This is a genomic window from Pseudomonas sp. PS02302, from assembly GCF_029959585.1.
GTDB classification, from domain to species: Bacteria; Pseudomonadota; Gammaproteobacteria; order Pseudomonadales; family Pseudomonadaceae; genus Chryseomonas; species Chryseomonas aestiva.
Map to the genome: position 1 here is coordinate 1 of NZ_JASCON010000038.1, position 26,159 is coordinate 26,159.

Below are 26,159 nucleotides of genomic sequence, written 5' to 3' on the forward strand. Positions count from 1 at the left end.
GCCATGGGCCGCTCCTACAGTAGCCGGATATTCCGTAGGAGCGGCCCATGGCCGCGATTCCAGTAGAGTCAAGGCGTAGCGTGGAAAACCGCGCAGCGTTTTCCACTGTCGGGCACCAACACCATCAGTGGACAAGGCTTCGCCGTTGTCCACGCTACGAGCTGTTCGTGGCTCTTCAACCAACACGTTCAGGCTGGCGTGAGCGCACCCGGAGCGCACCCGGAGCGCAGCGGAGGGCCGGATGGTCGGGGCAAGCGTTTTTGGTTACTTTTGTCCGGGACGCGTAGTCCGGGGCGCGCAGCCGTGGCTGGCAAAGGTGACTCGCCCGGGTGGGCGAAATCAAAACCGTCAAAGCACTCGATAAGCAGCCAAGGCACCGACAAAGCGAAGCCTGTAGCACCGTAGCGTTGGGCTGCGCTCCGCTCAACCCAACCTACCGCCAACCCCTTCTCCAACGAAAAAGGCGCCCTGAGGCGCCTTTCTCGAACCAAACCGACTGCGAATCAGACCTTGACGATCCAACCCTCCGGCGCCGGCTTGTCGCCGGTCTGGATGCCGGTCAGTTCTTCGTACAGCTTGCGCGTCACCGGGCCGACGTCGGTCAGGCTGTGGAAGACGTGCAGCTTCTCGCCGTACTGGATGCCGCCGATGGGGGTGATGACCGCCGCGGTGCCGCAGGCGCCGGCTTCGACGAACTGGTCGAGCTGGTCGATATGGACGTCGCCCTCGATTACTTCCAGGTTCAGCCGCTCGCGCGCCAGGTCCATCAGCGACATGCGGGTCACGCCCGGCAGCACCGATTCGGAGCGCGGGGTGACGAACTTGCCGTCGCCGGTGATGGCGAAGAAGTTGGCCGAACCGACTTCCTCGATCTTGCTGTGGGTCAGGGGGTCCAGGTAGATGCAGTCGGCGAAGCCTTCGGCCTTGGCCTGGGCGCCGGGCATCAGGCTGGCGGCGTAGTTGCCGCCGACCTTGGCGGCGCCGGTGCCCTGGGGCGCGGCGCGGTCGTAGCCGGAGATCACGAAGTTGTGCGGGGTCATGCCGCCCTTGAAGTAGGCGCCGACCGGGATGCCGAACACCACGAAGTGGAACTCGGGGGCGGTGCGCACACCGATGTTGTCACCCACGCCGATCACGAAGGGACGCAGGTAGAAGGCGCCGCCGGTGCCGTGGGGCGGAATCCAGGCCTCGTTGGCCTTGACCACCTGCTGGCAGGCGTCGATGAACATCTCGGTGGGGACCGGCGGCATCAGCAGGCGGGCGCAGCTCCTGTGCATGCGCGCGGCGTTGCGATCGGGACGGAACAGGTTGATGGAGCCGTCCTGGCAGCGATAGGCCTTGAGGCCTTCGAAGCACTGCTGGCCGTAGTGGATGGCCGTGGAGCCTTCGCTGATGTGCAGCTGGTTGTCGCGAGTCAGCTCGCCGGGTCCCCAGCTGCCGTTGCGATAGGTGGCGATATAGCGGAAGTCGGTCTTGATGTAGTCGAAACCGAGGGTCTTCCAATCGATGTCCGCAGCGCTCATAGATCCTCGCAGTGCTCTCCGGCGGCTTGGCCGGTCGTTTCGTGGTCGGGCCGTACGCCTCGCCGGCGACGGTTCAAGGGGGTGGACGAGGCGGGCTCGTCGCTAGGTTCTGTATGAAAAGTGGCCGAGCGAAGGTCAGGCAAGGCAAAAATCGGCGAGGAAGCGGAGTTTACGAGTGGTAAATGAGCATTCCGAGCTGATTTTTACCGCAGCATCACCGAGCGCAGGCACTTTTCGTACAGAGCCTAGACTGTGAAAGATACCGCTTATCCGGACCGGCGGGGGCACCTTTCAGCCAATCGGGTCTCCAAAGTCTGAAGCTGGCCCTTTGCCGCCTCGGCCTGCTCCCTCAGGCTAGACGCCGGGGGTCATCACCAGGAGCTCGTTTTGAAAACAATGATGGCGTTGCTGGGTGCTTTGACCCTGCCAACGCTCACGGCGCAGGCCGCCGGTATCTTCACCGATGGATTCGACGCGGCGCTCAATCGCCGGGTCATCGAATGGCGGGGCGCGCCCTCGCCGGAAGGCATCGTCTTCAGCGTGATCGCCAGTCAGTTCAAGACCAGCGCCGGCAACGCCACCACCGACTTCCGCACCCAGCTCTCCACCTTTGGCGACAAGGTGCGCTTCAATGGCTGCAGCGCCAGTCGCTGGGAGATGAACGGCCAGATCTACCTGCCGCTCAAGGGCCAGTACCGCATGGCCGGGCTGGACGAGCGCTACGGTGAATATTTCGTCGCCCAACCCACCCGCCAGGATCTGGAGTGGGTGGCCATGAACACCCGCGTTCACTATCGCCTCTGTCGCCTGCGCGAAACCCTGACCGCCGAAGACCTGCAGGGCCTGCGCTGGGTGTTGCAGGCGGCGGAGGCGGATTAGTCGAAGCGGGTGATGACGGTCACCCCGGTGCCTGCGAAGGTGTCCATGTGCATCAGCGCCGCGCTGGACTCGGCCAGGCTGATCTCGCGGCCGATCAACTGCTCCGGCGCCAGGGTGCCCTGGCGCAGCATGGCCATCAGCACGTCGTAGCGATGAGCCTGCATGCCGTGGCTGCCAAGGATCTCCAGTTCCCGGGCGATCACCAGATTCATCGGCAGCGCCGGGGTCGCCTGGTCACCCAGCAGCAACCCGACCTGGATGTGCTTGCCGCGCTTGCGCAGGCTGGCGATGGAGTTGCAGCAGGTGGTGGGATGCCCCAGGGCGTCGAGGGAGACGTGCGCACCGCCGCCGGTGAGTTCCCGCACCGCCTCGGGCACGCTGGCCACCTGGGTGGCATCGATCGTCGCCACCGCGCCGAGACGACGCGCCAGGGCCAGCTTGTCGGTGGTGATGTCGATGGCCACCACCTGGGCGCCCTGGGCGCGGGCGATCATGATCGCCGAGAGGCCGACGCCGCCGCAGCCGTGCACCGCCACCCACTGGCCGGCGCTGACCCGGCCCTGATCGACCACCGCGCGAAAGGCCGTCACGAAGCGACAGCCGAGGCTGGCCGCCGTGGCGAAGTCGAGCTGCTCGGGCAAGGCGACCAGATTGAGATCGGCCTGGTGGATGCCGACGTACTGGGCGAAGGACCCCCAGTGAGTGAAGCCGGGCTGGAACTGGTGATCGCAGACCTGCTGGTGGCCGGCATGGCACTGCGGACAGGCGCCGCAGCCACCGACGAAGGGCACCGTCACCCGGTCGCCGATGCGCCAGAGGGTCACGTCCCTGCCCACCGCCTCGACCACCCCGGCCAGTTCGTGGCCTGGCACATGGGGCAGCTCGATGTCGCTGTCGTGACCGACCCAGCCGTGCCAGTCGCTGCGGCAGACGCCGGTGGCCATGACCTTGAGCACGACGCCGTGGGGCTCGGGGGTGGGGTCCGCGACCGTGGTCAGGCGGGGTGGCGCGGAAAAGGCTTCATAGACGACGGCTTTCATGGCGGGGCCTCGGGCTGGATGACGCCTCCAGTATGGCAAGCCGCGCGAATTTAGCCGTTCTGCTTGCCGATGTTGCCGGCGGACTGCCGCCCGGCTAGCCGGCCAGGGCCTGCAGCCCGCTCCAGGTAGCCGGCGCGTCCTCGCCCAGCGCCTGTACCAGGGCGGCTTTGAGCCGGCAGTCGGGCAGGGCGCGATGGGTTTCCTGCACGGCGACACCCTGCTGGCGGGCGGCCATGGCCAGGGACTTGCGGCGCCAGCCGTCCTGGTTGCGGCTGTCCAGGCTCGGCTCCTGCCAGAAGTGCGCATAGAGCTGCATCAGGCAGTGCAGACGGGTGCCATCCACCAGTTGCACCGGCGGCGTCTCCCGCTCCAGTTCCGGCGGCAGGGCCTGACCGTGGCGGCGGGCATTGTGGGCCAGCAGGCGATAGTCGAAGGCCATGCCATAGGCCAGCACGGTGCGGCCCCGCAGCAGGGGCCAGAGGGTGGCGAACACCTCGGGAAAGCGTGGCGCCTGGGCCAGGTGGGCGTCGGTCAGACCGTGGATCAGGGTCGCCTCGCGCGGTACGGCGATGCTCGGGCGGACCAGGGTATCGAGCAGCACCCGGCCGCTGAGGGTCATGACCGCCACCTCGATCAGCTGGGCATCCTCGCCCAGCCCGGTCGCCTCGGTATCCAGCACCAGGACGTCCTGCTCCAGCCAGCGACGCGCCTGCTCGCGCACCCGTGCTTGCTGGGCGTTGTAGCGGGGGGAGACAGGGCTGGAAAAAGACGATGACAACGGATTCATACACGGCCTGACAGCTGAAACCAAGGGTGCGCCCAGAAGCCGACAAGTCGGCTCTACGACGGGTGTGGGCATTCGATGCAAGATCATCGCCACAGGACACAGGCCATTCGGCGGGGGCGACGAGCGGACCACTTGGCGCGTCGAGGTCGCCGGTACCGGCTGGCCTTGCGAGAATGGGCCCTCATCCATGTCGAGGAGCGCCACCGCTTTGGCCGCCGTCCAGGGTTTCTTGCTGACACGCCTCTGGCGCGAGACTTCCACCGGGATGGAGCTGGTGTTCTGGTTCGCCACCGACAATGGTCCGCACCAGCTGCGGGTGCCGGGGCAGCAGGCGGTGGCCTTCGCCCCGGCCGCGCGACGGGCGGACATCGAGCGCCTGCTGCCGGCCGGGGTGGAGATCCGCGAGCTGGCGCTGCAGGACTTCCAGCGGCGCCCCGTCCTGGGGCTCTATGCGCCGCGCTATCGCACCCTGCGCGAACTGGAGCAGCGTCTCCCCGCCGCTGGCATCGAGGTCTACGAGACGGACATCGCCCCGGCGGATCGCTTCCTCATGGAGCGCTTCATCACCGCGCCGGTGACGCTGCCCACCGCCGACGGCGCGCCCTTGCGGCCGGATCCCGACTATCGCCCCACGCTGCGCACCCTGTCGCTGGACATCGAGACCAGCGAGCGCGGCGAGCTCTACAGCATCGGCCTGCACGGCTGCGGCCAGCGCCAGGTGTACATGCTCGGCCCCCCCACCGGGGAAGACGCCGCGGTGGACTTCGACCTGGAATACGTCGCCGACCGCGCCACCCTGCTCGAACGCCTCAACGCCTGGATGGCGCGCCATGATCCTGACGTCATCATCGGCTGGAGCGTGCTGCAGTTCGACATCCGCGTGCTCCACGAGCACGCGCGCAAACTGGGCGTGCCGCTGCGCCTGGGCCGTGGCGCCGCCGAGGACGATCGCTACGAACCCGGCGGCCAGGGCCGGCAATTCTCGGCGCTGCTGGCCGGACGGCCGATCATCGATGGGGTGGAGGCGCTGAAGTCGGCGACCTGGGTGTTTCCCTCCTACAGCCTGGAAAACGTCAGCCGCAGCCTGCTGGGCGAGGGCAAGGCCATCGACAATCCCCACGACCGCATGGCCTCGATCAACCGCATGTTCGCCGGCGAGAAGAGCGCCCTGGCGCGCTACAACCTGGTGGATTGCGAACTGGTCACGCGGATCTTCGCCAAGACCGGGCTGCTGCGCTTCCTGCTGGAGCGCGCCAGCGTCACCGGACTGCCGCTGGAGCGTCACGGCGCCTCCATCGCCGCCTTCTACCACCTCTATCTGCCGCTGATGCACCGCCAGGGCTTCGTCGCGCCCAACCTCGGCGCCCAGCCGCCCGAGGCCAGCCCCGGCGGCTTCGTCATGGATTCGCGGCCCGGGCTCTACGACGCGGTGCTGGTGCTGGACTACAAAAGCCTCTATCCCTCGCTGATCCGCACCTTTCTCATCGATCCGGTGGGCCTGGTGGAGGGCCTGGCCCTGCCCGAGGCCGAGACGGTGCCGGGCTTTCGCGGCGCGCGCTTCCATCGCACCCGGCACTGCCTGCCGGAGATGGTGGCGCGGGTCTGGGAAGGGCGCGACGCCGCCAAGCGCGCCGGCAACGCGCCCCTGGCCCAGGCACTGAAGATCATCATGAACAGCTTCTATGGGGTGCTGGGCACCCCGCACTGCCGCTTCTTCGATCACCGCCTGGCCTCGTCCATCACCCTGCGTGGCCACGCCGTGATGCACCGGACCCGCGAGCTGATCGAGGCGCGCGGTCATCGGGTGATCTATGGCGACACCGATTCCACCTTCGTCTGGCTCGGGGCTGCCCATGCCGAAGCGGAGGCGGAGCGCATAGGTCGCGAGCTGGTGGCGGCGGTCAACGCCCACTGGCGCGAGCAGCTGCAGACCGAACTGGGGCTGGAAAGCCACCTGGAGCTGCAGTACGAGACCCACTTCAGCCGCTTTCTCATGCCCACCATCCGCGGCGCGGAGGAGGGCAGCAAGAAGAGGTACGCCGGATTGCGATCCGGTGCCGATGGCCAGCCGGAACTGGTGTTCAAGGGGCTGGAAACGGTGCGCAGCGACTGGTCGCCGCTGGCCCAGCGCTTCCAGCGCGAGCTGTATCTGCGCATCTTCACCGGCGAGCCCCACCAGGACTACGTGCGCGACTTCGTCGCCCAGACCCGCGCCGGCGACTTCGACGACCTGCTGGTCTATCGCAAGCGCCTGCGCCGACCGCTGGAGGAGTACCAGAGCAACCTCTCGCCGCAGGTCCGCGCGGCGCGGCTGCTGGAGGCGGACAACGCCCGCCTGGGGCGCCGTAGCCGCTTTCGCCGCGGCGGCTGGATCAGCTACCTGATCACCACCGCCGGCGCCGAACCGGTCGAGCTGCCCCATGCGCCGCCGGACTATGACCACTATGTGCAGCGCCAACTGGCCCCGGTGGCCGACGCCATCCTGCCCTTCGTTGGCGACCGCTTCGATCGCTTGCTGGATCAGCAGTTGGGATTGTTCTGATGCGAGCGGCCAACGACGGAGTGGATGCGGACGGTTTTCTCCGCCAGGTGCCCAGGGTGCCATTCCAGGTGGAGTATTCGGCACTGCTGGCTGCCGTGCGGTGCCAGTTGCCAGCCCTCCTGGGCCGCCATCTGATAGCCCTCTATGTCTATGGCAGCGTGGCCGAAGGCCGCGCCCGACCGGGTCAATCAGATCTGGATCTCACCCTGGTCCTGAGCGATGCCTGCCCCGCCGGGCTGCTGGTGCAGCTGGAGCAGCGTCGCCGTCTGCTGGAACGCGGCCATGGCGAGGTCAGCAAGATCGACTTCGATATCGGGCGCCAGGCCGAGGCCCTGGCCCCCGGTAACCGTCTCAGCTGGGGCTTCTGGCTCAGACATCACTGCCGCTGGCTGTGGGGCGAAGACCTAGCGCGGCGCTACGCGCCCTTCAAACCGGAGGTCGGCATCGCCCGGGCGGTGAATGGCGACGTGCTGTCGGTGATGCAGCGCTACCGCTCGGCCCACGCCAGCTGTGCGAGTCCGGTCGAGCGCCTGGGCGTACAGCGCGAGGCGGCGCGGCGACTGCTCCGGGCGCTACAGGTGCTGCGCCGGCCAGACGAGACGGGCTGGCCCTGGACGCTGGAAGACCATTACCGCCGAGCCCGGCGACTGCATCCCGCGCAGCGCGCCGCGCTGGACTTCTTCTATGCCGAAGCCCGGCAGCCACAGGCGGCAGCGGTCGAGTTCGCGCAGCAGCTGGACGCCATCCTGCTCTGGTTCGAACGCCAGCTTCGGCAGGGGTAATCCCGGGGGTGGCTGACGATGCAGAAGCACGGGCGCGTTGGCGTGACCCCTTGCTTCTGTGGCCGTGAATCGCGTCATGAGCGCTGGCGCAGGCGGTGATTTGCGCCGCTCATTTGAAGGAGTGGGTCAGCTTCGCCGGGCGGCACGAGTTGCAGGTCTCCCGCTGAGGCGGGCAGTGGCATAGTCAGATGATTCGCGGCACACTCGGGAGCCCCCGGGGCGCCTGGCCAATCGGGCCGGATGCCTCGTTTCCCCCCAGAGGAGCGCCGCGATGACCCGCCTCACCGCCAAGGATTTCTCGCCCGAACTGCTCGAACTCTACGACTTCTATGTGCACGGTCGCATCAGCCGTCGCGACTTCCTCGACCGTGCCGGCGCCTGCGCCGCGGTGCTGGGGCTGTCGGCCACCGGGGTGCTGGCGGCTTTGACGCCCAACTATGCCCTGGCCACCCAGGTCGAGTTCACCGATCCGGATATCGTCGCCGAATACGTCTACTACCCCTCGCCCAAGGGGCATGGACGGGTCCGCGGTTATCTGGTGCGCCCGGCCAAGGCCAGCGGCAAGCTGCCGGCGGTGGTGGTGGTCCACGAGAATCGCGGCCTCAATCCCTATATCGAAGACGTCGCCCGGCGCCTGGCCAAGGCCGGCTATCTGGCCCTGGCGCCGGACGGCCTCACCTCCATGGGCGGTTACCCCGGCAACGACGACAAGGGCCGCGAACTGCAGCAGCAGGTCGATCCCGAGAAGCTGATGAACGACTTCTTCGCCGCCGTGGAAACCCTGATGGGCCACGAATTCAGCACCGGCAAGGTCGGCATCACCGGTTTCTGCTACGGCGGCGGGGTGGCCAACGCGGCCGCCGTGGCCTATCCGGAACTGGCCGCGGCCGTGCCCTTCTATGGTCGCCAGCCGCGCGCCGAGGAGGTGGCCGCGATCAAGGCGCCGCTGCTGATCCATTACGCCGAGAACGATCCGCGCATCAACGAGGGCGCTGCCGCCTACGAAGACGCGCTCAAGGCGGCCGGCAAGACCTATGAGGTGCATCGCTATGCCGGCACCAACCATGGTTTCCACAACGATTCCACCCCGCGCTACGACGAAGCCGCCGCGCGCCTGGCCTGGGACCGTACCCTGGGCTGGTTCGGGCGCTATCTCGCCTAGGCACCCCAAGGGAGACCTTAGATGCCGCAACTGCGTATTCCCGCCGTCTACATGCGCGGCGGTTCCAGCAAGGGCGTGTTCTTCCATGCCCGCGACCTGCCACCGGCCGGTCCGGCGCGCGATGCGCTGCTGCTGCGGGTGATCGGCAGCCCCGACCCCTACGGCAAGCAGATCGACGGCCTGGGCGGCGCCACCTCCAGCACCAGCAAGGTGGTGGTGATCGCGCCCTCCAGCCGCCCGGACTGTGACGTCGACTACCTGTTCGGCGCCCCGGCCATCGAGGCGCCGGTGATCGACTGGTCGGGCAACTGCGGCAATCTCAGCGCCGCCGTCGGGCCCTTCGCCATCAGCGAGGGGCTGGTCCAGGCGCCGCCCGAGGGCCTGGCCAGGGTACGCATCTGGCAGGCCAATCTCGGCAAGCGCATCCTCGCCCACGTCCCCATGGCCAATGGCGAGGTGCAGGAAGAAGGCGATTTTCGCTTCGACGGCGTGGCCTTTCCGGCGGCCGAGGTGGTGCTCGATTTCCTCGATCCCACCGGCACCGATGGCAGCGTGCTGCCCACCGGACGGGCCGTTGACGAATTGGACGTCCCAGGCCTGGGCCGGCTGCCGGCGACCCTGCTCAATGCCGGCAATCCCACCCTTTTCGTGCGGGCCGAGACGCTGGGTCTCAGCGGCACCGAGACCCAGGCACAGGTCAACGGCGATACGGCGCTGCTGGTGCGCCTGGAAGCCCTGCGCGCCGCGGGCGCGGTCGCCATGGGCCTGGCCGCCACGGCTGCCCAGGCGACGGCGGAGCGCCCGCATACGCCCAAGCTGTGCCTCATCGCCGCACCCCAGACCTACCGGGTGGCCGGTGGCAAGCAGGTCCAGGCCGAGGAACTCGACGTCATCGCACGGATGATTTCCATGGGCAAGCTGCACCACGCCATCCCGGGCACCGGCGCGATCGCCGTGGCGGTGGCCGCGGCGCTGCCCGGGACCCTGGTTCATGCCCTGACCGGCGACCTGGGTGGCCGCCAGGTACGGATAGGGCATACCGCCGGTACCGTGGCGGTCGGCGCCGAGGCCCGCGAGGTCGCCGGTGTCTGGCAGGTGGAAAAGGCGAGCCTGAGCCGTAGCGCCCGGCGCCTGATGGAAGGCTGGGTGCGGGTACCGATGGAGATTCGGTAGGTTGGGTTGAGCGCGGCGAGGCCCAACAGCGGGGATACCCTGGCGCACCTCAGCCCTCACCCCAAACCTCTCCCAAGGGGAGAGGGGGCGGTCGAGCCAGCTGCGGGGTTGTGGTTCGCGAATCACGGCCGCGTCACCGTAGCGTGGAAAACCGCGCAGCGTTTTCCACTGCGCAAGCCTGACTCCATTCGCGGATAAGGCTGCGCCGTTATCCACCCTACGGCCGAGATCGGCTGCGTCGGTGGGGTTGAGCGCAGCGAAGCCCAACAGCGGGGAAACCCTGGCGCACTTCAACCCTCACCCCAGCCCTCTCCCAAGGGGAGAGGGGGTGGTCGAGCCTGGTGCGGGGTTGTGGTTCGTGCAACACGGCCGCGTCACCGTAGCGTGGAAAACCGCGCAGCGTTTTCCACGGCGCAAGTCTGACTCCATCCGCGGATAAGGCTGCGCCGTTATCCACCCTACGGCCGAGATCGGCCGCGTAGGTTGGGTTGAGCGCAGCGAAGCCCAACGAGGGGAGGCCTCTGTGCTGGAGCGCCCTCACCCCAACCGTCCCCCGGAGGGAGAGGGGGCAATTAAGTCACCGTAGCGTGGAAAACCGCGCAGCGTTTGCCACTGCGCAGTAGCCTGACTCCATTCGTGGACAAGGCCGCACCCTTATCCACCCAGGGCATCCCAAACCGCCCCCTCTCCCTCTGGGAGAGGGCTGGGGTGAGGGGGGGACCCACTCGAAAGCGGCCCTCAGATCCCCACGATCAGATCGCGGATGCGGACCGCCAGGGCGTCCATGGCGAAGGGCTTGGTCATCACGTGCATGCCGGGCTCCAGGTGGCCGTTGCCGACCACCGCGTTCTCGGCGTAGCCGGTGATGAACAGCACCTTGAGTCCGGGGCGGCGCTGGCGGGCGGCGTCGGCCATCTGCCGGCCGTTCATGCCGCCGGGCAGGCCGACATCGCTGATCAGCAGGTCGATGCGCACATCGGATTCCAGCAGGCGCAGCCCGGAGCTGGCATCCGCCGCTTCCAGGGCGGCGTAGCCCAGTTCTTCCAGCACCTCCACCACCAGCATCCGCACCGTGGGTTCGTCATCCACCACCAGCACCGTCTCGCCGTGGCCCTGGCGCGGCAGGGTCGGCTGGCTGGCGGCGAGGTCAACCCCAGTGGCCACTTCGCGATGGCGCGGCAGGAAGAGGGTGACGCTGGTGCCCTGATCGACCTGGGAATGGATGCGCGCCTGGCCGCCGGACTGGCGCACGAAGCCGTAGATCATCGACAGGCCGAGGCCGGTGCCGACCCCGATCGGCTTGGTGGTGAAGAAGGGATCGAAGGCCTTGGCGATCACCTCGGGTGGCATGCCGCAGCCATTGTCGGTCACCGAGAGGGCGATGTACTCGCCCGGGTCCAGGTCGCGTACCCGGCCCATGCGCGCATCCAGCGCCCGATTGGCGGTCTCGATGAAGATCCGGCCGCCCTCGGGCATGGCGTCGCGGGCGTTGATGCAGAGGTTGAGCAGGGCGTTTTCCAGCTGCGGCGGATCGACCAGGGTCGACCACAGCTCGCTGCTGGCCACCACCTCGATCTGGATCGCCGGACCCACCGTGCGGCGGATCAGGTCTTCCATGCCGGCCACCAGGCGATTGACGTCGGTGGGCTTGGGGTCCAGCGTCTGCCGGCGGGAAAAGGCCAGCAGCCGGTGGGTCAGGGCGGCGGCGCGAATGGCGGCGCCCTGGGCGGCGGTGGTGTAGCGCTCGAGATTGTTCAGCCGGCCCTGGCCGATGCGCACCGTGAGCAGGTCCAGACTGCCGACGATGCCGGCGAGCAGGTTGTTGAAGTCGTGGGCCAGGCCGCCGGTGAGTTGGCCGACCGCTTCCATCTTCTGCGACTGGCGCAACTGCTCTTCCAGCAGCGCCTTGGTCTCCGCGGCGTCCTTTTCCCGGGTGATGTCGCGCCCGGCGCCGGTGAGGCGATCCTGGTCGGTGTCCAGCGACAGCGTCCAGGACAGCCAGCGCCAGCTGCCGTCCGCCGCCTGGACGCGATTCTCCACCCGCGCCGGCAGGCCGCTGCGGCGCAGTTCGTCCAGCGCCATCAGCACGCCGGGCAGATCATCGGGATGGATGAGTTCGGTGTAGGGGCGACTGAGCAACTCGGCCTCGGAATAGCCCAGGCCGCGCGACCAGGACGGACTCACCCGCAGGAGCTGCCCGGTGAAGTCGGCGGTGAGCAGCAGGTCCTCGCTGAGCGCCCAGAGCCGATCGCGCTCGGCGGTACGCGCCTGGACCTCCTGGCTGAGGCTGAGATTCTGCGCCTGGATCAGCGCCTGGGCGTCGCGCTGGATGGTGACGTCCTGGGCGAAGACATAGAAGCCGTCCACCGCACCGCGCGCATCGCGCCGTGGACGATAGTGGATGTCGGCGATGCGCCGGCGGCCATCCGGCCAGGCCCACGGCAGGTCCAGTCGCGCCGGGGTACCGTCCAGGGCGGCCTGGATGGCCGGACGCCGGGCGGCGAACAGCTCCGGCGCGAAGACCTGGGCCATGCTGCGGCCCAGGATGCTCTGCGGCGCGTCCTTGAACCACTTGGGCGCCTCGATATTGGCGAAGCGATAGATCAGGTCGCGATCGACGAAGGCAATCAGGCAGGGCAGGGTGTCGGCCACCAGGCGCAGATTGAGTTCGCTGTCGCGCAGGGCGCGTTCCGCGGTCAGTCGCGCCGTGGCCGAGCGGGTGCGATTGGCGACCTCGCGGATGAACTGCAGCTCGGCCGGCGCCCAGCGCCGCGGCTGACTGGAACCGACATAGAGCAGGGCCACCAGGTTGCCCTGCTCGAACAGCGGCAGGTTGACGAGGGCGCGAGTCTCCAGCCGGTGCAGCGCCGCGAGGTTGTCACGGGTACGAGGGTCTTGCTGCACGTCCTCGATCACCACGGTTTCGCCGCGCTTGAAGGCCTCGCTGTAGCTGCCGTAGTCGCGAAAATTCAGCGTGCCCATCAGGCTGCGCGCGCCCGGGATCGTCCAGTCGCGCTCCACGGTGATGGTCTCGGTCTCGGCGTCCACCAGTCCATAGCCCACCAGATGGGCATCCAGGCTGGTGCCCAGGACCCTGCAGGCGAGTTCGGTGACCGCCTCGATGTCGTTCAGCTGGCTGAAGCCTTCGCCCAATTCGGCCAGGGCGCGGCGATAGCGCTCTTCGTCACGCGTGGCCTGGGCGGCCTGCTCGCGCTCGGTGACATCCAGGAACAGCACCAGAAAGCTGTCCGGGCCGGCCTTGTGCGCATGGCCTTCGTACCAGCGGCCGTTGAACTGGAATTGCCGCACGTAACTGAACGACTGCCCGGTATCCACCACCCGGGTGAAATCCTCCACCCAGAGTGCTTCGAGTTCGGGAAACAGGGTGCGGGCGGTCTGGCCGATCGTCTGCTCCGCGCTCAGGCCGAAGTGCTTGCACCAGGCGCGATTGACCTGATCGTAGCGCCAGTCCCGGCCATGGCCCTGGTCATCGCGCAGGATGGTGCCAAGGATGAAGCCCTCGTCCAGTTGCTCGAACAGGCCGCGCCAATAGCGCTCGCTCTCCGCCAGTTGCTGCTGCACCTCGCCCACGTGGCGCTGGCTGTCACGCAGGGCCTCGCCGGCCAGGTGCTGGGGGGTGCGGTCGCGCAGGATCTTGACGAAGCCGGTATGGCTGCCGGCGTCGTCGTGCAGCGGATGCATCTCGCCGCTGGCCCAGAAACGGGTGCCGTCGCGCCGCAGGTGCCAGCGTTCGTCTTCGGCGCGACCGTCCTGCAGCGCCAGCCGCATTTCCAGCGCGGCCCGGCCGCTCCGGTTGTCTTCCGGGGTGAAGAAGCACTCCGCTGGTGCGCCGCGGATCTCCGCGGCGGTCCAGCCCAGCAGGCGTTCGGCGCCGGTGTTCCAGTCGGTGATCACCCCGGCCGGATCCAGTACCACCATGGCGAAATCGATGGCGCCATCGAAGATCGCCAGGCGCCGCTGGGCGTCCTGGGGTGGCAGCGTGGTGCATTGATCGAGCGCGGCGCGGAGGCGGCGGACTTCGGCCTGGAGTTCAGCGTGGGAGGGAGCGGATTCAGCCATGGGGTCTTTCAAGCGCGTGGGCAGCGGAGGCGGACGCCAGTGACGTCCAGCGGGAGCCCTAGAGTAAGAGAGTCGGCCGCCGGCTAGCGATCTGCCAGCACCTTTTTCCGACAGGCAGGGAATTAAGTAGCCGTTACGGCATCAGACAAGTGCCGGTATCAAGCGGCCAGCCGTCCATCCGAGGGTTGTGATCCAATTCGAATAATTTCGGTCTATTTAGTCGTACTAATGAAGTAGCGTTGCCATGACCGATGTAGAAGTTTCCCCAGCCGTTACCACCGTGCTGGTCGTCGAAGACGATCCGGTGCTGAGATCGCTGGCAACCGAGGTGTTCGAAATGGAGGGCTATGCCGTCCAGTCCTTCGACACCGCCGACGCCGCCTGGGGCTGGCTTGAAGCCGATCCCCTGCCGCCCGATCTCCTGTTCACCGACGTGCGCATGCCCGGTCGGCTGGATGGTCTCGCCCTGGCCAAACAGGTCCGCCAACGTTTTCCGCAGTTGCCGATCCTGGTGTCGTCCGGCTATACCGGCCAGCAGTACGCCGAACGCGAAGACCGGGCGCTGTTTCTGCCCAAGCCCTGGACCATCGACCAGTTGCTCAGCGCCTGCGGCCAGCTCGGTCTCTAATTCCCCGCCTGCCGCACTTGCGCCAGGCGCACCGCCGAATCCACCTCATCGAGCGTCCAGGGCTTCTGCAGGAAGACCACTTGGTCGGGCAATGCCGTGGTGATCTCGTAGCCATAGCCCGAGGTGATGACCAGGGGCAACGCGGGCCAGCGCTGGAGGAGCATTTCCGCCAGTTCGCCGCCGCGCAGCTGGCCGGGCATCAGGTGATCGGTGATCACCAGCCCGGGGGCCTCCTGCTGCTGGAGCAGGTGCACCAGGGCATCGTCGGCAGTTTCGAACTGCAGGCAGGTCCAGCTCAGACGGTCTTCGAGATGGGTGCTCAGCAGCTCGGCGAGCAGGCTGTTGTCTTCGATGACGACGAGATAGGGGCGGGGATCAGGCGAGGTCATCGAGACTTCCGGAACGCACTGAGACGATCTCGGAAGTCTAGCAGAGCCCTGCCGACGTTAGTCCGGCTTTCGTCTGACCATTGTCAGAACTCCAGGACGATCTTGCCGAAGTGGCTGCCGTCCTTCTGGAAGGCGAAGGCCGCGGCGATCTCGTCTAGCGGATAACTGCGATCGATGACCGGCTTAATGCCGTTGCCTTCCAGCGCCTGGATCATCTCCTGCTGCTGGCGGCGGCTGCCGACGATCAGCCCTTGCAGGCGCTGGTGGCGGCGCATCAGATTGGCCGTGGGGACCTGCCCCTCGACGCCGGTGAGCACGCCGATCAGCGCCAGGTGACCGTGGATACGCGCGGCCTGGATCGACTGCGCCAGGGTCGCCGGACCGCCCACCTCCACCACGATGTCGACGCCACGGCCGCCGGTGATGGCCTGTACCTTGGCACCCCATTCCGGTTCGTCGCGGTAATTGATCAGGTGATCGGCGCCCAGGGCATAGGCGCGCTGCAGCTTCTCGTCCGAGGAGGAGGTGGCGATCACCGTGGCGCCCATGGCCTTGGCCATCTGCAGGGCGAAGATCGACACCCCGCCGGTCCCCATGACCAGCACGCTGTCGCCGGCCTTGAGGCCGCCGTCCACCACCAGGGCGCGCCAGGCGGTGAGTCCGGCGGTGGTCAGGGTCGCCGCCTCGGCATGGCTGTAGCCCTTGGGCGCCCGGGTGAAGGCCGTGGCCGGGCGTACTACCACCTCGCAGGCGAAGCCGTCGACACCATCGCCAGGGGTCGTGGAAAAGTCATCGATGGGCGGCTCGCCATCCAGCCAGTGGGGAAAGAAGGTCGAGACCACATGATCGCCCACGGCGAACTCGCTGACCTCCGCGCCCACGGCCTCGACCACGCCGGCACCGTCGGACATCGGAATGCGCCCATCGGCCGTCGGCATCTTGCCCAGCACCACGCCCAGGTCGTGGAAATTCAGCGAGCTGGCCTTGATCCGCACCCGGATCTCGCCAGCTCCCGGTTGCCCGGGATCGGGCAGTTCGCAGGCTTCCAGCTGGTCCAGACCACCGGGTTTGCGTAGGCGTATGGCGTGCATGAGAGATCCTCCGGACTGTGGCGAGCAGGACGCTCGCGGGTCAGTAGAGGACCACGGCAGGGGGCGCAGGATTCCCGAAAGGATCCTGCGCCCTAGACCTTACTTGATCGCCTTCTGCAGTTGCTGCAGCTGCTGGGTGCGGGTGTTCAGGCGGGTTTCGCCGCGCTGGGCGTCGACCTTCTTCAGCTCGGCCTCGGCCATGCGCAGCTTGATGGTCTGCATGGCGGTCTGGATGCGTTGCTGGGTCAGGTAGGCCAGCTGGTCGACGGTGCGCTCGTTCTCACCGTCCTTGTAGGCCTTGTCGGTCTTGGCCAGCCAGGTACCGGCATCCTTGGTTTCCAGGGCCGCCAGCTGGGTGGCCTGGGGCTGGGATTCAAGGGCGGCGTAGTCGTTGCGCGCCTTTTCCAGATTGGGGTTGGGCGGGGTGGCGCAGGCGGCCAGGGTCAGGGTCAGCGCCGACATCAGCGGGAGCAGAAAACGTTTACGCATGGTTTCGTCCTTCAAGAGAGCGGGCAGCCTTACTGCTGCACCTTTTTCTGTAGATTCTGTTGCAGCTGGAGGTTGATCTGACCTTCCTCACGGATCTGCTGGATGCTGTTCTGGGCATCCTGCAGCGCTGCCTGGGCCTTGGCGGCCTGGGTCTTGCGGGTCGCCAGACGGGCATCCCACTCGGCCTGCTCGGCCAGTTGCTTGGCTTCGTCGTACTTCTCGTTGGAGAGGGCGGTCTGGGCCTGGGTCCACTTGTCCTGGGCCGACTTGGTCTCGATCGGGGCGAACTGGTTGCCGCCGCCGCTCACGGCTTCGTTGACGGCCGACTGGGTCACGGCCATCTGCGCAGTCGGCGGGTTGCCGGCGCAGCCCGCGAGCAGCAGACCGCCGCCCAGGACCAGGCTGGCGAGCAGCGCACGAGGCGCGGAGAACGGGGAGGCGCGAGAGGGACCGGTTTTCATCCGAACATTCCTGGCAGGTCGCCCGGAATGGGCGACAGTGCCTTTGAGACGGCGAAAATGCGGCGAGGTTCGCTGCGACCGCTGTGCTCAAGGCCCGGGGGTGGCGGCCGATATCTGTTGTCTGATAACAACAGGGCCAGAGGCCACGGAGACTTTCATGCTGTTACGCAACTGCAACATCGCGCCCCGAGCCGCCCTGGGCTTCGGCCTGATTGCCCTGATGGTGGCGTTTCTCGGGCTGTTTTCCCTGGCGCAGATGGCGGGTATCCGCGAGCGCCAGGTGGTGACGGAGCGCGACTGGGTGCCTAGCATCCGCGCGGTAGACGCCATTCGCGAAAACATGCTGCGCATCCGGACCATTTCCCTGCGCCTGGCGCTGGATTCGGACCCGCGCAACATCGATACCTACGTCGGTCAGTACGAGGCACGCAACAAGGTACTCATGGACGGCATCAAGGCCTATGAGGTGCTTGTCGATACCCCCGAGGAACACCAGCGCTGGGACCTCTTCAAGCGTGACTTCGCCACCTATCAGCAGGGCATGACAGCAGCTTTCGCCCTGGCCCGCCGTGGCGATACCGCCGCGCTCAACAAGCTGACGCTGGTGGACATGAAGCCGGTGGTGGACGGCACCGGCAAGCAGCTGGGCGAGTTGGGCGACTTCTATGCCGAGGGCATCGAACGCGACGGCAAGCTCTCGGCGGATCGTTACGCCGCCTCACGGCTGATCGTCATCGCGGTGATCGCCCTGGCCGCCCTGGCCACGGTGCTGATGGCCTGGCTGCTGACCCGCAGCATCGTCGGACCGCTGCGCGAGGCGCTGCTGGCCGCCCGCCGTGTCGCCCAGGGCGACCTGACCCAGACCCTGGCCGTGCAAGGCCGCGACGAGGTGAGCGAATTGCAGCGCGCCCTGCAGCAGATGCAGGCGCAACTGCGCGAGACCCTCTCGCGTATCGCCGGCTCCTCCACCCAGCTGGCGACCGCTGCCGAAGAGCTCAACGCGGTCACCGAGGCCGCTGGCCAGGGCCTGCAGCGACAGAACGACGAGATTGAACAGGCGGCCACGGCCGTCACCGAGATGAGCACCGCGGTGGACGAGGTGGCGCGCAACGCCGTCTCCACCTCCGAAGCCTCGCGGGCCTCCAGCCAGGCCGCGCAGCAGGGTCAGACCCGGGTCGCCGACACCCTGGGCGCCATCGCCGCCCTGTCCGACGAGGTGTCCGCCACCGGGACGCTGGTCCAGCGGCTCGCCGAGCAGTCCCAGGACATCGGCAAGGTGCTTGACGTCATTCGCGCCATCGCCGAACAGACCAACCTGCTGGCGCTCAATGCGGCCATCGAGGCGGCGCGGGCGGGCGAGGCCGGTCGCGGTTTCGCCGTGGTCGCCGACGAGGTGCGCGCCCTGGCCAGCCGTACCCAGCAGTCCACCCTGGAAATCGAACAGATGGTCTCCGGCATGCGCAGCGGTGCCAGTCAGGCCCTGGGCTCCATGCACAGCAGTAGTCAGCGGGCCCAGGCCACGCGTGCCCTGGCGGAAACGGCGGGGGTGGCGCTGGACGAGATCAACAGCCGCATCGGCGAGATGTACGAGCGCAACCTGGTGATCGCCAGCGCGGCCGAAGAGCAGGCGCAGGTAGCCCGGGAAGTGGATCGCAACCTGGTCAACATCCGCGATCTCGCCATCCAGTCCGCCGACGGTGCCCGCCAGACCAACGCCGCCAGCCAGGAGCTGTCGCGGCTGGCGGTGGACCTGCAGGGGCTGGTGAATCGCTTCCAGGTGTGAGCCCTAGGCCCGCACCGCCCGGTACAGCGCTCGGATCAGATCCGACTGGGTGATGATGCCCACCAGGCGGCGCGAGCCGTCGATGATGGGGATGTGGCGGTGGCCGTTCTCGGAAAACACCGGCACCAGGTCGATCAGCAGGCGGTCGGCGCTGGCCACCCGCACGGTGCGGGTCATGATGCGGCCGACGCTGTTTTCGTCCTGGCGGGCCTTCGGCCGGACCAGCGAGCGCAGGCGCCAGCCGAGGCCTTCGTGGACGTCCAGATCGATCTGCCGCATGAAGTCGGCGACGGTGACGATGCCCAGCAGATGGCCCTGGCGATCCACCACCGGCAGCGCCTTGATGCGGCGGGCGCGCATCAGCGCCCAGGCCTCCTGCAGCGGCATCTCGGCGCGGGCTGTCACCGGTTCGTGGCTCATGACGTCGGCGCAGCGCAATTCGCCCATCTTGCGCTGGTAGGCACGTGCCTCCACCTGTTCGAGCAATTCGGCGAGGTCGTCGCGGCTGATGTCCAGCACCTGGTTGTAGCGCGCCAGCACGGCGTCCAGGTCGGCGCGCTGCAGGCGCGTCTCGCCGCTCGGCTCGGCCGGGCGTGGCACATGGGGCCAGGGGCGCCGCGTCAGGTTGTTGTAGAGCAGGCCGGCACTCACCAGCAGCAGCGAATCCAGCGCCACCGGACTCCAGGCATAGCTGAAGTCCTGGGCGCCGATGAGCACCATCAGCAGCGCCGAGGCACCGCCCGGCGGATGCAGGCAGCGCAGGGTGAACATGGCGGCGATGGCCAGGGCGACCGCCAGCGCGGCGGCCAGGTTGGCTTCGGGAATCCACAGCGCGCAGGCGATGCCGATCAGCGCCGACAGGGTGTTGCCGCCCACCACCGACCAGGGCTGCGCCAGCGGACTGGAGGGCAGGGCGAACACCAGCACGGCGCTGGCGCCCAGCGGTGCCACCAGGGCCAGCGCCAGGGCGCCGTGCTGATGCACCGGCTGGCCCTCCAGCCACCAGGCCGCCAGCAGTGCGGCGAGCAGGATGCCGAGGCCGGCGCCCAGGCTGGCGCGCAGGCGCTCGCGACCGTCGATGGGCAAGGGCGCTGGCCAGAAGGCGCGCAGGCCCTGGAGCAGACGGGCGAGGAGGGCGGGTGCAGGGGGTTGCTGGGACATGGGCGAGCAGCTGCTGGGTCGAACGAGGTCGCCGATGGTCCTCTCTGTACGGAGCCCTGACAAGGTGGGCGAGGACCGCGGGCAACCACCGCAAGCGGCCGGGCGGCGACCCAGGGCGACCGCGGTCCCGGAGCGATTTTCTGCTGCGACCACCCGGGTTGCCGTAGTAGGATTATCGGCTGGGTGTCGCCGCAACCTCGCGGTAGGACAGGTTGAATCGAGCGCAGGTCGGGCCGCCGCGCGGAGTACGGCTGCCCATGTCATCCCCGCTATCCCCTGCCAAGGCCCTGGCCTATCTCAATCGTTTCTGCGCCGCCGAAGCGGCCGGTGGTGTCGTGTTGATGGTCGCCGCGGCCGTCGCCCTCATCGTCGCCAACTCGCCCTTGGCCGACGGCTATTTCGCCAGTCTGCACTGGTATGTGGGTGGCCTTTCGCTCGGTCACTGGATCAACGACGGCCTGATGGCCATCTTCTTCCTGCTGGTGGGGCTGGAGATCAAGCGCGAGATGGCGGTCGGTCAACTCGCCAGCTGGGGCGATCGCGCCCTGCCGGGGCTCGCCGCCCTGGGTGGCATGCTGGTGCCGGCGCTGCTCTATGCCCTGGTCAATCGCCACGATCCCCAGACCCTCGCCGGCTGGGCGATTCCGGCCGCCACCGACATCGCCTTCGCCCTCGGTGTGCTGTCGCTGCTGGGTTCGCGGGTGCCGGCATCGCTCAAGGTGTTTCTCTCGGCGCTGGCGATCCTCGATGACCTCGGCGCCGTGCTGATCATCGCGCTGTTCTATACCAGCGACCTCTCCACCACCATGCTGCTGGCCGCGGCCGGTCTGGTGGCTGTGCTGTTCCTGCTCAATCGCTTCAAGGTCACCGCCCTGCTGCCCTATCTGCTGGTCGGGGCGCTGCTGTGGTTCTGCATGCTGCGCTCGGGTATCCATGCGACGCTGGCCGGGGTGATCCTGGCGCTGTTCATTCCGCTGGGCGATACCGAGGCCGACGATGCCTCGCCGCTGCTCAAGCTGGAGTCCGCGCTGCACCCCTGGGTGGCCTTCCTGATCGTGCCCCTGTTCGGCTTCGCCAATGCCGGGGTGTCCCTGGCCGGGATGTCGCCCGCCAACCTGCTGGATCCGGTTCCCCTGGGCGTGACCCTGGGGCTGTTTCTCGGCAAGCAGATCGGCATCTCCCTCATGGCGGTGCTGGCCATCCGCAGCGGTCTGGCGCGGCTGCCGGAAGGCGCCAGCTGGCTGCAGCTCTATGGCGTGGCGCTGCTCTGCGGCATTGGCTTTACCATGAGTCTGTTCATTGGCGCCCTGGCCTTTCCGGGGGCGCCCTTCCTGGTCGACGAGGTCAAGATCGGCGTGCTGCTGGGGTCGCTGCTGTCGGCCCTGGCCGGCATCGCCGTCCTGCTCCTGGCCGCCCGCCGTCGTTGAGAGGAGTCTGAGATGCCCTATGCGCTGTTCGCGGTGATGGTTGGCGGGGCCGTGGGCAGCGCCTGCCGCTGGTGGGTTGGCCTGCGTCTCAATGCGCTGTTTCCGCTGCTGCCCATGGGCACGCTGCTGGTCAATCTGCTCGGTGGCTTCGTGATCGGCCTCGCCCTGGGCTTCTTCTCCCGCTATCCAGGCGTGGACCCCCAGTGGAAGCTGCTGCTGGTGACCGGCTTCTGCGGCGGCTTCACCACCTTCTCGACCTTTTCCGCCGAGGTGGTGGGGCTGCTGCAGAGCGGCCGCCTGGGCTGGGCGGCGCTCACCGTGACCGTCCATGTGCTGGGGTCGCTGCTGCTGACCCTGGCCGGTTTCGCCCTGGCCGGTCGCCTCGGCTGAAGCGACCGGCCACCCGGACTCAGGCCGGTGCCACGGGCGCGGTCGGGGGCTGCCGCCGCGGCTTGAATCTCAGCGCCGGCGCCTCGATCAGGTGCCAGGAGAGCACCGCGAAACCCAGGGTCAGGACGTAGCTCACCAGCAGGAAGACGGGCAGCGAGAAGCTGTCGGGAAACCAGTGCATGAGCAGTTGCTGGACCGGGAAGTTGAACAGGTAGAGGCCGTAGGAATAGTCGCCGAAGCGGCCGAAGCCGTGCAGCACCGGTACCTGCACCTGGGCCAGGTAGATGATCACATAGGCCAGCGACACCAGGTGGATCACCGGCAGGATGTGCCAGACGATGGCCGCCAGCGACAGCAGGCAGAGCGCCAGGGCGATATCCAGGCGCCAGGGGATGCGCGGTCCCGCGAGTTGCAGCAAGGCGCCGGCGAAAAAGAACATGCCCAGGCTGAACACCTTGTGCAGCACGAAACTGGCGACGCCCATCTGCGGCAGCAGCAGGAAGTTGCCCAGCACCAGCACCACCAGGGTGGCCATGACCACCGAGCGGGTCAGCAGCCCCAGTACCCCGATGATCAGCAGCGACAGGTACATGAACACCTCGTAGGGCAGGGTCCAGTAGCTGCCGTTCACCGTGTCCGGAAAGGGATTGCCGGTGAAGACGCCGGGCAGCTCGAAGCGGGTCATCAGCAGGATGTTCTTGAAGAAGCCCAGGGTCTGGCGATCGCTGAAGTAGGCGCTCGTCTCGCGACTGGTGGCGAGCCAGCCCACCACCAGCACCGAGAACAGCACCGAGACGATCAGCGCCGGAAAGATCCGCAAGGCGCGCTTGAGGATGAAGTCCAGGGGATTGCGACTGCGCTGGAAGGACGCCGTGATCAGGAAGCCGCTGATCACGAAGAACACATAGACGGCGATGTTGGCCGCGTCGGTGAAGCCGGTGAAATTGAGGATCGGCTCGGCGCCGATGTGTCCCGAGAGCCAGAAGCCATGGCCGATCACCACGGTGGACGCCGCGGCGAATCTCAGGAAATCGAAGTTGTTGCGTCCGTGGGGGACGTGAGCGGTGGTCATGTCTGCTCCTCGCAGCCGTGGCCCATGCCGCGGCCGCCGCCCGGGAGCGAACTCCAGGCGGACAGCGACGCAGACGGCATCGGCGGAAACGCCCGTCGTGAGACGCGCGCAGGCAAAGGCCGCTGCCGGCTGGACCGCCAACGAAAGGGCGACCGCCGACGCGATCAGCGCGATCGGTCGGCCGGCGAGGGCAGGGGCGCTATGGGGGGCTGAGCGGCGCGAAAGCGGGCGTCATGCGCCAGGACTCCGGAAAAGCGGTACTGCAAGAAGGAACGGGGGCGGCGAGGCGCGCGCAGGCGATCGGGGTCTGGGGCCTCCCGGCCGCCCCGGTCGTTGCGTACGCCTCGCTCATCAGGCGCTGGCCTGCAGCGGCTGTTCGTGCACGTCTTGCGCCTGTTCCAAGGCGAAGGGTTCCTGGGCGAAATAGAGGGCGGCGCTCTGGCGGGCGTGATCGCCGAATTCATGCGGATGGCGCATGACGATCTGTTCGAAGGCGCCCGGCTCCAGGCCGTCTTCGTAGAAGCCGTTGTGGCACTGCAGGATGCCCGAGGCGCAGACGCTGCGCTCGACCGCGGCGATCAGGCCGCCGGCTCTGAGGCTCTTGACGATGTTGTGCGGCAGCCGCTGGCGGCGTCTCAGACTGGCGGCGGTGTCGCTGAGGGTATCGAGGATCTCGGTCTCGGCCGGCGACAGCTTGCGCACGTCCAGCTTGGACTTCTGCACCAGGTAGCGACGGGAGAGCAGACGGGCCTGGTCGTTGAGGGCCTTGAGTACCACGCCGCTGAGTTCGCCACGGGTGAACAGGCCGGTTTCCAGGGCGATCAGGTAGGACCAATCGTTGATGAGCGGAATCTTGCTGATGTCACGTTCCATGTGAGTGCCTGCGTCCATTTAAGTTGGCTAATTGAGGATAGGACACCCTCAATGGTTCCAGTTGGCCAGTATAAGGTGACGAGTGGCATGGAATTTGACGGTCCTGACAAGAATTGTCGGTTTTTTGTCGAAGTGGGTCACGCCTTGGGAATGCAACCTCAACGCTGCGCTTGGGGTCCCTTGCTGGAGCCCTGGCGCGAGTCGGGTTAATCCTTCGCAACGTCAGGTGATGAGATGAGTGATCCCGCAGCCCCTTCCAGCTCTGCCGATCTCGACTGCGATGTCGCCGTGATCGGCGCCGGAACCGCCGGCCTTGCCGCCGAACGCGCCGCCCGGCGCCAGGGCGCGCGGACCCTGCTGATCGACGATCGCTGGGCCGGGACTACCTGTGCCGCCGTGGGCTGCATGCCCTCCAAGCTGCTGATCGTTGCCAGCGAAGCCCATCATGCGGTCCAGCGCGCCGCTACCTTCGGTATCGAAGTAGGTAGCGTCAGCGTCGATGGCGCGGCTGTCATGGCCCGGGTACGCCGCGAGCGCGATCATTTCGTCGCCGCCACCAAAAAGGGTTTCGCCACGTTGCCTGCGGGCGTGGCCCAGCAGGCCACGGCGCGCTTCGTAGCGGCGGATCGCCTGCAGCTTAGCAATGGTAAGACTATAAGCGCCCGCAGCGTGGTCATCGCCACCGGCTCCTATCCCCTGGTGCCGGAACCCTTCGCCGCGCTGGGCGAGCGGGCGCTGACCAACGAGACGATCTTCGAGCTGCCCGATCTGCCGCGCTCCCTGGCGGTGATCGGCACCGGTCCGGTGGGCCTGGAACTGGCCCAGGCCATGGCTCGTCTGGGCGTGGCCGTCACCCTGTTCGGTCAGGACGATGGCCTGGGCGCGCTCGAGGACCTGGAGGTCAAGGCCGAGTTGCGCAAGATCCTGGAACAGGACCTGACCTTGCTGCTGGACGTCGAGGTGGATGCCCGTCGCGAAGGCGAGGGCGTGCGGCTGTCCTGGTCCGGCGCGGCGAGCGGCGAGGGCGTTTTCGACTACGTGCTGGTGGCCGCCGGGCGACCGCCACGACTCAAGGGCCTGGGTCTGGAAACCACCGGCATCCAGCTGGACGACCATGGCACCCCGGTCTACGACCCCGAGACGCTGCAGTGCGGCGCTTCGTCGATCTTCATCGCCGGTGATGCCGACCACGACCGACCGATCCTCCATGAGGCCTCCGACGAAGGCGCCATCGCCGGGCACAATGCCGCCTGCTATCCCGAGGTGCGGCCTACCCCGAGATCGCCGCTGTTTTCGCTGATCTTCACCGATCCGCCGGTGGCCGTGCTGGGCAGTCCGCCCGCCGAAGGCAGTCTGATCGGCACCTCTTCCTACCACGACCAGGGCCGTGCCCGGGTCGAGGCGCGCAACCAGGGCCTCGCCCGTTTCTATGCCGAGCCGGGCACCGGCAAGTTGACCGGCGCCGCCATGGTCGGGCCGGGCATGGACCATATCGGCCACCTGCTGGTGCTGGCGCTGATCCATGGCGAAACCGCCAGCTCGCTGCTCGACATGCCCTTCTACCACCCCACCCTCGAAGAAGGCCTCAAGAGCGGCCTGCGCGAGATCTGCCAGGCCGCCCACCGCGACCTGCGTGGCGATCGTGACCAGGGCTTGCCGTCCGGGGCTTGAGGGGAGGTGTTGGGCTTCGACGATAGGGCCGTCTCAGCCCAACCTACGAGGTGCAGCACCGTAGGCTGGGTTGAGCGCAGCGAAGCCCAACGGAGTGTCCGATCCGGCAGTGGAAAAGGCTGCGCCGTTTTCCACGCTACGGTTTTGCTAGAGGTACCCTCACCCCAGCCCTCTCCCAGGGGGAGAGGGGGCTGATCGGCGCAGTGGGTAGGTGCAACGTCCGTAGGGTGGATAGCGGTACAGCCTTATCCACGCGCCACCGAAATCCCGCCCAACAAAAAGCCCCGCCGGAATCACCCGCGGGGCTTCTGCTACCACCAGCACCGTAGGTTGGGTTGAGCGCAGCGAAGCCCAACGGAGTGTCCGATCCGGCAGTGGAAAAGGCTGCGCCGTTTTCCACGCTACGGTTTTGCTAGAGGCACCCTCACCCCAGCCCTCTCCCAGGGGGAGAGGGGGCTGTTCGGCGCAGTGGGTAGGTTCAACGTCCGTAGGGTGGATAACGGTGCAGCCTTATCCACGCGCCACCGAAATCCCGCCCAACAAAAAAAACCGCCAAGATCACCCGCGGGGTTTCTGTTATCACCAGCGTCGTGGGCTGAGTTGAGCGCCGCGAAGCCCAACGGAGTGTCCGATCCGGCAGTGGAAAAGGCTGCGCCGTTTTCCACGCTACGGTTTTGCTAGAGGCACCCTCGCCCCAGCCCTCTCCCACGGGGATAGGGGGCTGTTCGGCGCAGTGGATAGGTTCAACGTCCGTAG

General features: G+C 67.5%; 20 protein-coding genes and 1 pseudogene. 10 read left to right on the forward strand and 11 right to left on the reverse strand.

The genetic code is table 11. The annotated features are described in order from the left end of the window. Window positions 1-503: 503 nt before the first annotated feature. A complete protein-coding gene (locus QMX82_RS14135) occupies window positions 504-1,523 on the reverse strand; it encodes a branched-chain amino acid aminotransferase (RefSeq protein ID WP_282284601.1) in 1,020 nt (339 codons plus the stop codon). Window positions 1,524-1,910: 387 nt separating this feature from the next. Here QMX82_RS14135 and QMX82_RS14140 point away from each other — a divergent pair, with 387 nt between their 5' ends. Further along, window positions 1,911-2,402, forward strand: coding sequence for a hypothetical protein (locus QMX82_RS14140; protein ID WP_178083908.1), 492 nt, complete (start codon window positions 1,911-1,913; stop codon window positions 2,400-2,402). Here the strand turns inward: QMX82_RS14140 and QMX82_RS14145 are convergent. Together QMX82_RS14145 and QMX82_RS14150 are read right to left on the reverse strand one after the other, a co-directional pair. Beyond that, window positions 2,399-3,442, reverse strand: coding sequence for a zinc-dependent alcohol dehydrogenase family protein (locus tag QMX82_RS14145; protein ID WP_282284603.1), 1,044 nt, complete (start codon window positions 3,440-3,442; stop codon window positions 2,399-2,401). The genes QMX82_RS14140 and QMX82_RS14145 overlap by 4 nt on opposite strands. 94 nt (window positions 3,443-3,536) lie before the next feature. Continuing rightward, on the reverse strand, window positions 3,537-4,229 hold the full coding sequence (locus QMX82_RS14150) for a 3'-5' exonuclease (RefSeq protein ID WP_261793957.1): 693 nt from the start codon (window positions 4,227-4,229) through the stop codon (window positions 3,537-3,539). Between the two features lie 187 nt (window positions 4,230-4,416). On the opposite strand from QMX82_RS14150, the gene QMX82_RS14155 reads away from it, so the two are divergent. The 4 genes from QMX82_RS14155 to prpF all read left to right on the forward strand — a co-directional run bounded on the left by QMX82_RS14155 (window position 4,417) and on the right by prpF (window position 9,888). Then, window positions 4,417-6,771 carry a DNA polymerase II gene (locus QMX82_RS14155; RefSeq protein WP_442969391.1) on the forward strand — a complete coding sequence of 785 codons (2,355 nt, stop codon included), beginning with the start codon at window positions 4,417-4,419 and terminating at the stop codon, window positions 6,769-6,771. After that, window positions 6,771-7,553, forward strand: coding sequence for a nucleotidyltransferase domain-containing protein (locus QMX82_RS14160; protein ID WP_208693912.1), 783 nt, complete (start codon window positions 6,771-6,773; stop codon window positions 7,551-7,553). The genes QMX82_RS14155 and QMX82_RS14160 overlap by 1 nt, the downstream gene beginning before the upstream one ends. 271 nt (window positions 7,554-7,824) lie before the next feature. After that, a complete protein-coding gene (gene yghX / locus QMX82_RS14165; protein WP_208693913.1) occupies window positions 7,825-8,715 on the forward strand; it encodes a YghX family hydrolase in 891 nt (296 codons plus the stop codon). A 21-nt stretch (window positions 8,716-8,736) separates the two neighbouring features. Next, complete coding sequence (gene prpF, locus QMX82_RS14170) at window positions 8,737-9,888, forward strand: 2-methylaconitate cis-trans isomerase PrpF (protein WP_282284612.1); 1,152 nt, start codon at window positions 8,737-8,739, stop codon at window positions 9,886-9,888. 738 nt (window positions 9,889-10,626) lie between these two features. Here prpF and QMX82_RS14175 read toward each other — a convergent pair. Then, on the reverse strand, window positions 10,627-13,968 hold the full coding sequence (locus QMX82_RS14175; RefSeq protein WP_282284614.1) for a PAS domain S-box protein: 3,342 nt from the start codon (window positions 13,966-13,968) through the stop codon (window positions 10,627-10,629). 244 nt (window positions 13,969-14,212) lie between these two features. Here QMX82_RS14175 and QMX82_RS14180 point away from each other — a divergent pair, with 244 nt between their 5' ends. Next, window positions 14,213-14,596: a response regulator gene (locus QMX82_RS14180; protein WP_208693916.1), complete on the forward strand. Its 384-nt coding sequence runs from the start codon at window positions 14,213-14,215 to the stop codon at window positions 14,594-14,596. On the opposite strand, the gene QMX82_RS14185 is transcribed toward QMX82_RS14180, so the two are convergent. The 4 genes and pseudogenes from QMX82_RS14185 to QMX82_RS14200 all read right to left on the reverse strand — a co-directional run bounded on the left by QMX82_RS14185 (window position 14,593) and on the right by QMX82_RS14200 (window position 17,026). Continuing rightward, window positions 14,593-14,985, reverse strand: coding sequence for a response regulator (locus tag QMX82_RS14185; RefSeq protein WP_208693917.1), 393 nt, complete (start codon window positions 14,983-14,985; stop codon window positions 14,593-14,595). The genes QMX82_RS14180 and QMX82_RS14185 overlap by 4 nt on opposite strands. Before the next feature lie 83 nt (window positions 14,986-15,068). Further along, window positions 15,069-16,076, reverse strand: coding sequence for a zinc-dependent alcohol dehydrogenase family protein (locus QMX82_RS14190; RefSeq protein WP_208693918.1), 1,008 nt, complete (start codon window positions 16,074-16,076; stop codon window positions 15,069-15,071). Window positions 16,077-16,181: 105 nt separating this feature from the next. Next, window positions 16,182-16,565 (reverse strand): annotated as a pseudogene (locus QMX82_RS14195) (DUF4398 domain-containing protein); the annotation flags it as partial. A gap of 29 nt (window positions 16,566-16,594) precedes the next feature. Beyond that, window positions 16,595-17,026 (reverse strand): DUF4398 domain-containing protein, encoded by a 432-nt coding sequence (locus QMX82_RS14200; RefSeq protein WP_133861405.1) that lies wholly within the window; start codon window positions 17,024-17,026, stop codon window positions 16,595-16,597. A gap of 157 nt (window positions 17,027-17,183) precedes the next feature. On the opposite strand from QMX82_RS14200, the gene QMX82_RS14205 reads away from it, so the two are divergent. After that, window positions 17,184-18,809, forward strand: a complete 1,626-nt coding sequence (locus QMX82_RS14205) for a methyl-accepting chemotaxis protein (RefSeq protein ID WP_282284625.1) — start codon at window positions 17,184-17,186, stop codon at window positions 18,807-18,809. A gap of 3 nt (window positions 18,810-18,812) precedes the next feature. Here QMX82_RS14205 and QMX82_RS14210 read toward each other — a convergent pair whose 3' ends face one another. After that, window positions 18,813-19,970 carry an HPP family protein gene (locus QMX82_RS14210; protein WP_282284628.1) on the reverse strand — a complete coding sequence of 386 codons (1,158 nt, stop codon included), beginning with the start codon at window positions 19,968-19,970 and terminating at the stop codon, window positions 18,813-18,815. A 257-nt stretch (window positions 19,971-20,227) separates the two neighbouring features. On the opposite strand from QMX82_RS14210, the gene nhaA reads away from it, so the two are divergent. Next, window positions 20,228-21,397 carry a Na+/H+ antiporter NhaA gene (gene nhaA / locus QMX82_RS14215; RefSeq protein ID WP_282284630.1) on the forward strand — a complete coding sequence of 390 codons (1,170 nt, stop codon included), beginning with the start codon at window positions 20,228-20,230 and terminating at the stop codon, window positions 21,395-21,397. 12 nt (window positions 21,398-21,409) lie between these two features. Then, entirely contained in the window at window positions 21,410-21,787 is a 378-nt protein-coding gene (gene crcB, locus QMX82_RS14220) for a fluoride efflux transporter CrcB (RefSeq protein WP_133861402.1), read from the forward strand. Between the two features lie 19 nt (window positions 21,788-21,806). Here crcB and QMX82_RS14225 read toward each other — a convergent pair whose 3' ends face one another. Next, the gene (locus QMX82_RS14225) at window positions 21,807-22,859 is read right to left on the reverse strand and encodes an acyltransferase family protein (RefSeq protein ID WP_133861401.1); all 1,053 of its coding nucleotides are present in this window, start codon (window positions 22,857-22,859) and stop codon (window positions 21,807-21,809) included. 351 nt (window positions 22,860-23,210) lie between these two features. Next, a complete protein-coding gene (locus QMX82_RS14230) occupies window positions 23,211-23,732 on the reverse strand; it encodes a hypothetical protein (RefSeq protein WP_208693923.1) in 522 nt (173 codons plus the stop codon). A 234-nt stretch (window positions 23,733-23,966) separates the two neighbouring features. Between QMX82_RS14230 and QMX82_RS14235 the strand changes: the two genes are divergently transcribed. Next, window positions 23,967-25,403 (forward strand): dihydrolipoyl dehydrogenase, encoded by a 1,437-nt coding sequence (locus tag QMX82_RS14235; RefSeq protein ID WP_282284639.1) that lies wholly within the window; start codon window positions 23,967-23,969, stop codon window positions 25,401-25,403. The last annotated feature ends 756 nt before the right edge of the window (window positions 25,404-26,159 follow it).

What these genes read in the sequence shown, in the direction of transcription:
- QMX82_RS14135 (WP_282284601.1), bottom strand. Translation starts at nt 1,523, where the DNA reads ATGAGCGCTGCGGACATCGATTGGAAGACCCTCGGTTTCGACTACATC.
- QMX82_RS14145 (WP_282284603.1), bottom strand. Translation starts at nt 3,442, where the DNA reads ATGAAAGCCGTCGTCTATGAAGCCTTTTCCGCGCCACCCCGCCTGACC.
- QMX82_RS14150 (WP_261793957.1), bottom strand. Translation starts at nt 4,229, where the DNA reads ATGAATCCGTTGTCATCGTCTTTTTCCAGCCCTGTCTCCCCCCGCTAC.
- QMX82_RS14155 (WP_442969391.1), top strand. Translation starts at nt 4,417, where the DNA reads ATGTCGAGGAGCGCCACCGCTTTGGCCGCCGTCCAGGGTTTCTTGCTG.
- QMX82_RS14160 (WP_208693912.1), top strand. Translation starts at nt 6,771, where the DNA reads ATGCGAGCGGCCAACGACGGAGTGGATGCGGACGGTTTTCTCCGCCAG.
- yghX (WP_208693913.1), top strand. Translation starts at nt 7,825, where the DNA reads ATGACCCGCCTCACCGCCAAGGATTTCTCGCCCGAACTGCTCGAACTC.
- prpF (WP_282284612.1), top strand. Translation starts at nt 8,737, where the DNA reads ATGCCGCAACTGCGTATTCCCGCCGTCTACATGCGCGGCGGTTCCAGC.
- QMX82_RS14175 (WP_282284614.1), bottom strand. Translation starts at nt 13,968, where the DNA reads ATGGCTGAATCCGCTCCCTCCCACGCTGAACTCCAGGCCGAAGTCCGC.
- QMX82_RS14180 (WP_208693916.1), top strand. Translation starts at nt 14,213, where the DNA reads ATGACCGATGTAGAAGTTTCCCCAGCCGTTACCACCGTGCTGGTCGTC.
- QMX82_RS14185 (WP_208693917.1), bottom strand. Translation starts at nt 14,985, where the DNA reads ATGACCTCGCCTGATCCCCGCCCCTATCTCGTCGTCATCGAAGACAAC.
- QMX82_RS14190 (WP_208693918.1), bottom strand. Translation starts at nt 16,076, where the DNA reads ATGCACGCCATACGCCTACGCAAACCCGGTGGTCTGGACCAGCTGGAA.
- QMX82_RS14200 (WP_133861405.1), bottom strand. Translation starts at nt 17,026, where the DNA reads ATGAAAACCGGTCCCTCTCGCGCCTCCCCGTTCTCCGCGCCTCGTGCG.
- QMX82_RS14205 (WP_282284625.1), top strand. Translation starts at nt 17,184, where the DNA reads ATGCTGTTACGCAACTGCAACATCGCGCCCCGAGCCGCCCTGGGCTTC.
- QMX82_RS14210 (WP_282284628.1), bottom strand. Translation starts at nt 19,970, where the DNA reads ATGTCCCAGCAACCCCCTGCACCCGCCCTCCTCGCCCGTCTGCTCCAG.
- nhaA (WP_282284630.1), top strand. Translation starts at nt 20,228, where the DNA reads ATGTCATCCCCGCTATCCCCTGCCAAGGCCCTGGCCTATCTCAATCGT.
- crcB (WP_133861402.1), top strand. Translation starts at nt 21,410, where the DNA reads ATGCCCTATGCGCTGTTCGCGGTGATGGTTGGCGGGGCCGTGGGCAGC.
- QMX82_RS14225 (WP_133861401.1), bottom strand. Translation starts at nt 22,859, where the DNA reads ATGACCACCGCTCACGTCCCCCACGGACGCAACAACTTCGATTTCCTG.
- QMX82_RS14230 (WP_208693923.1), bottom strand. Translation starts at nt 23,732, where the DNA reads ATGGAACGTGACATCAGCAAGATTCCGCTCATCAACGATTGGTCCTAC.
- QMX82_RS14235 (WP_282284639.1), top strand. Translation starts at nt 23,967, where the DNA reads ATGAGTGATCCCGCAGCCCCTTCCAGCTCTGCCGATCTCGACTGCGAT.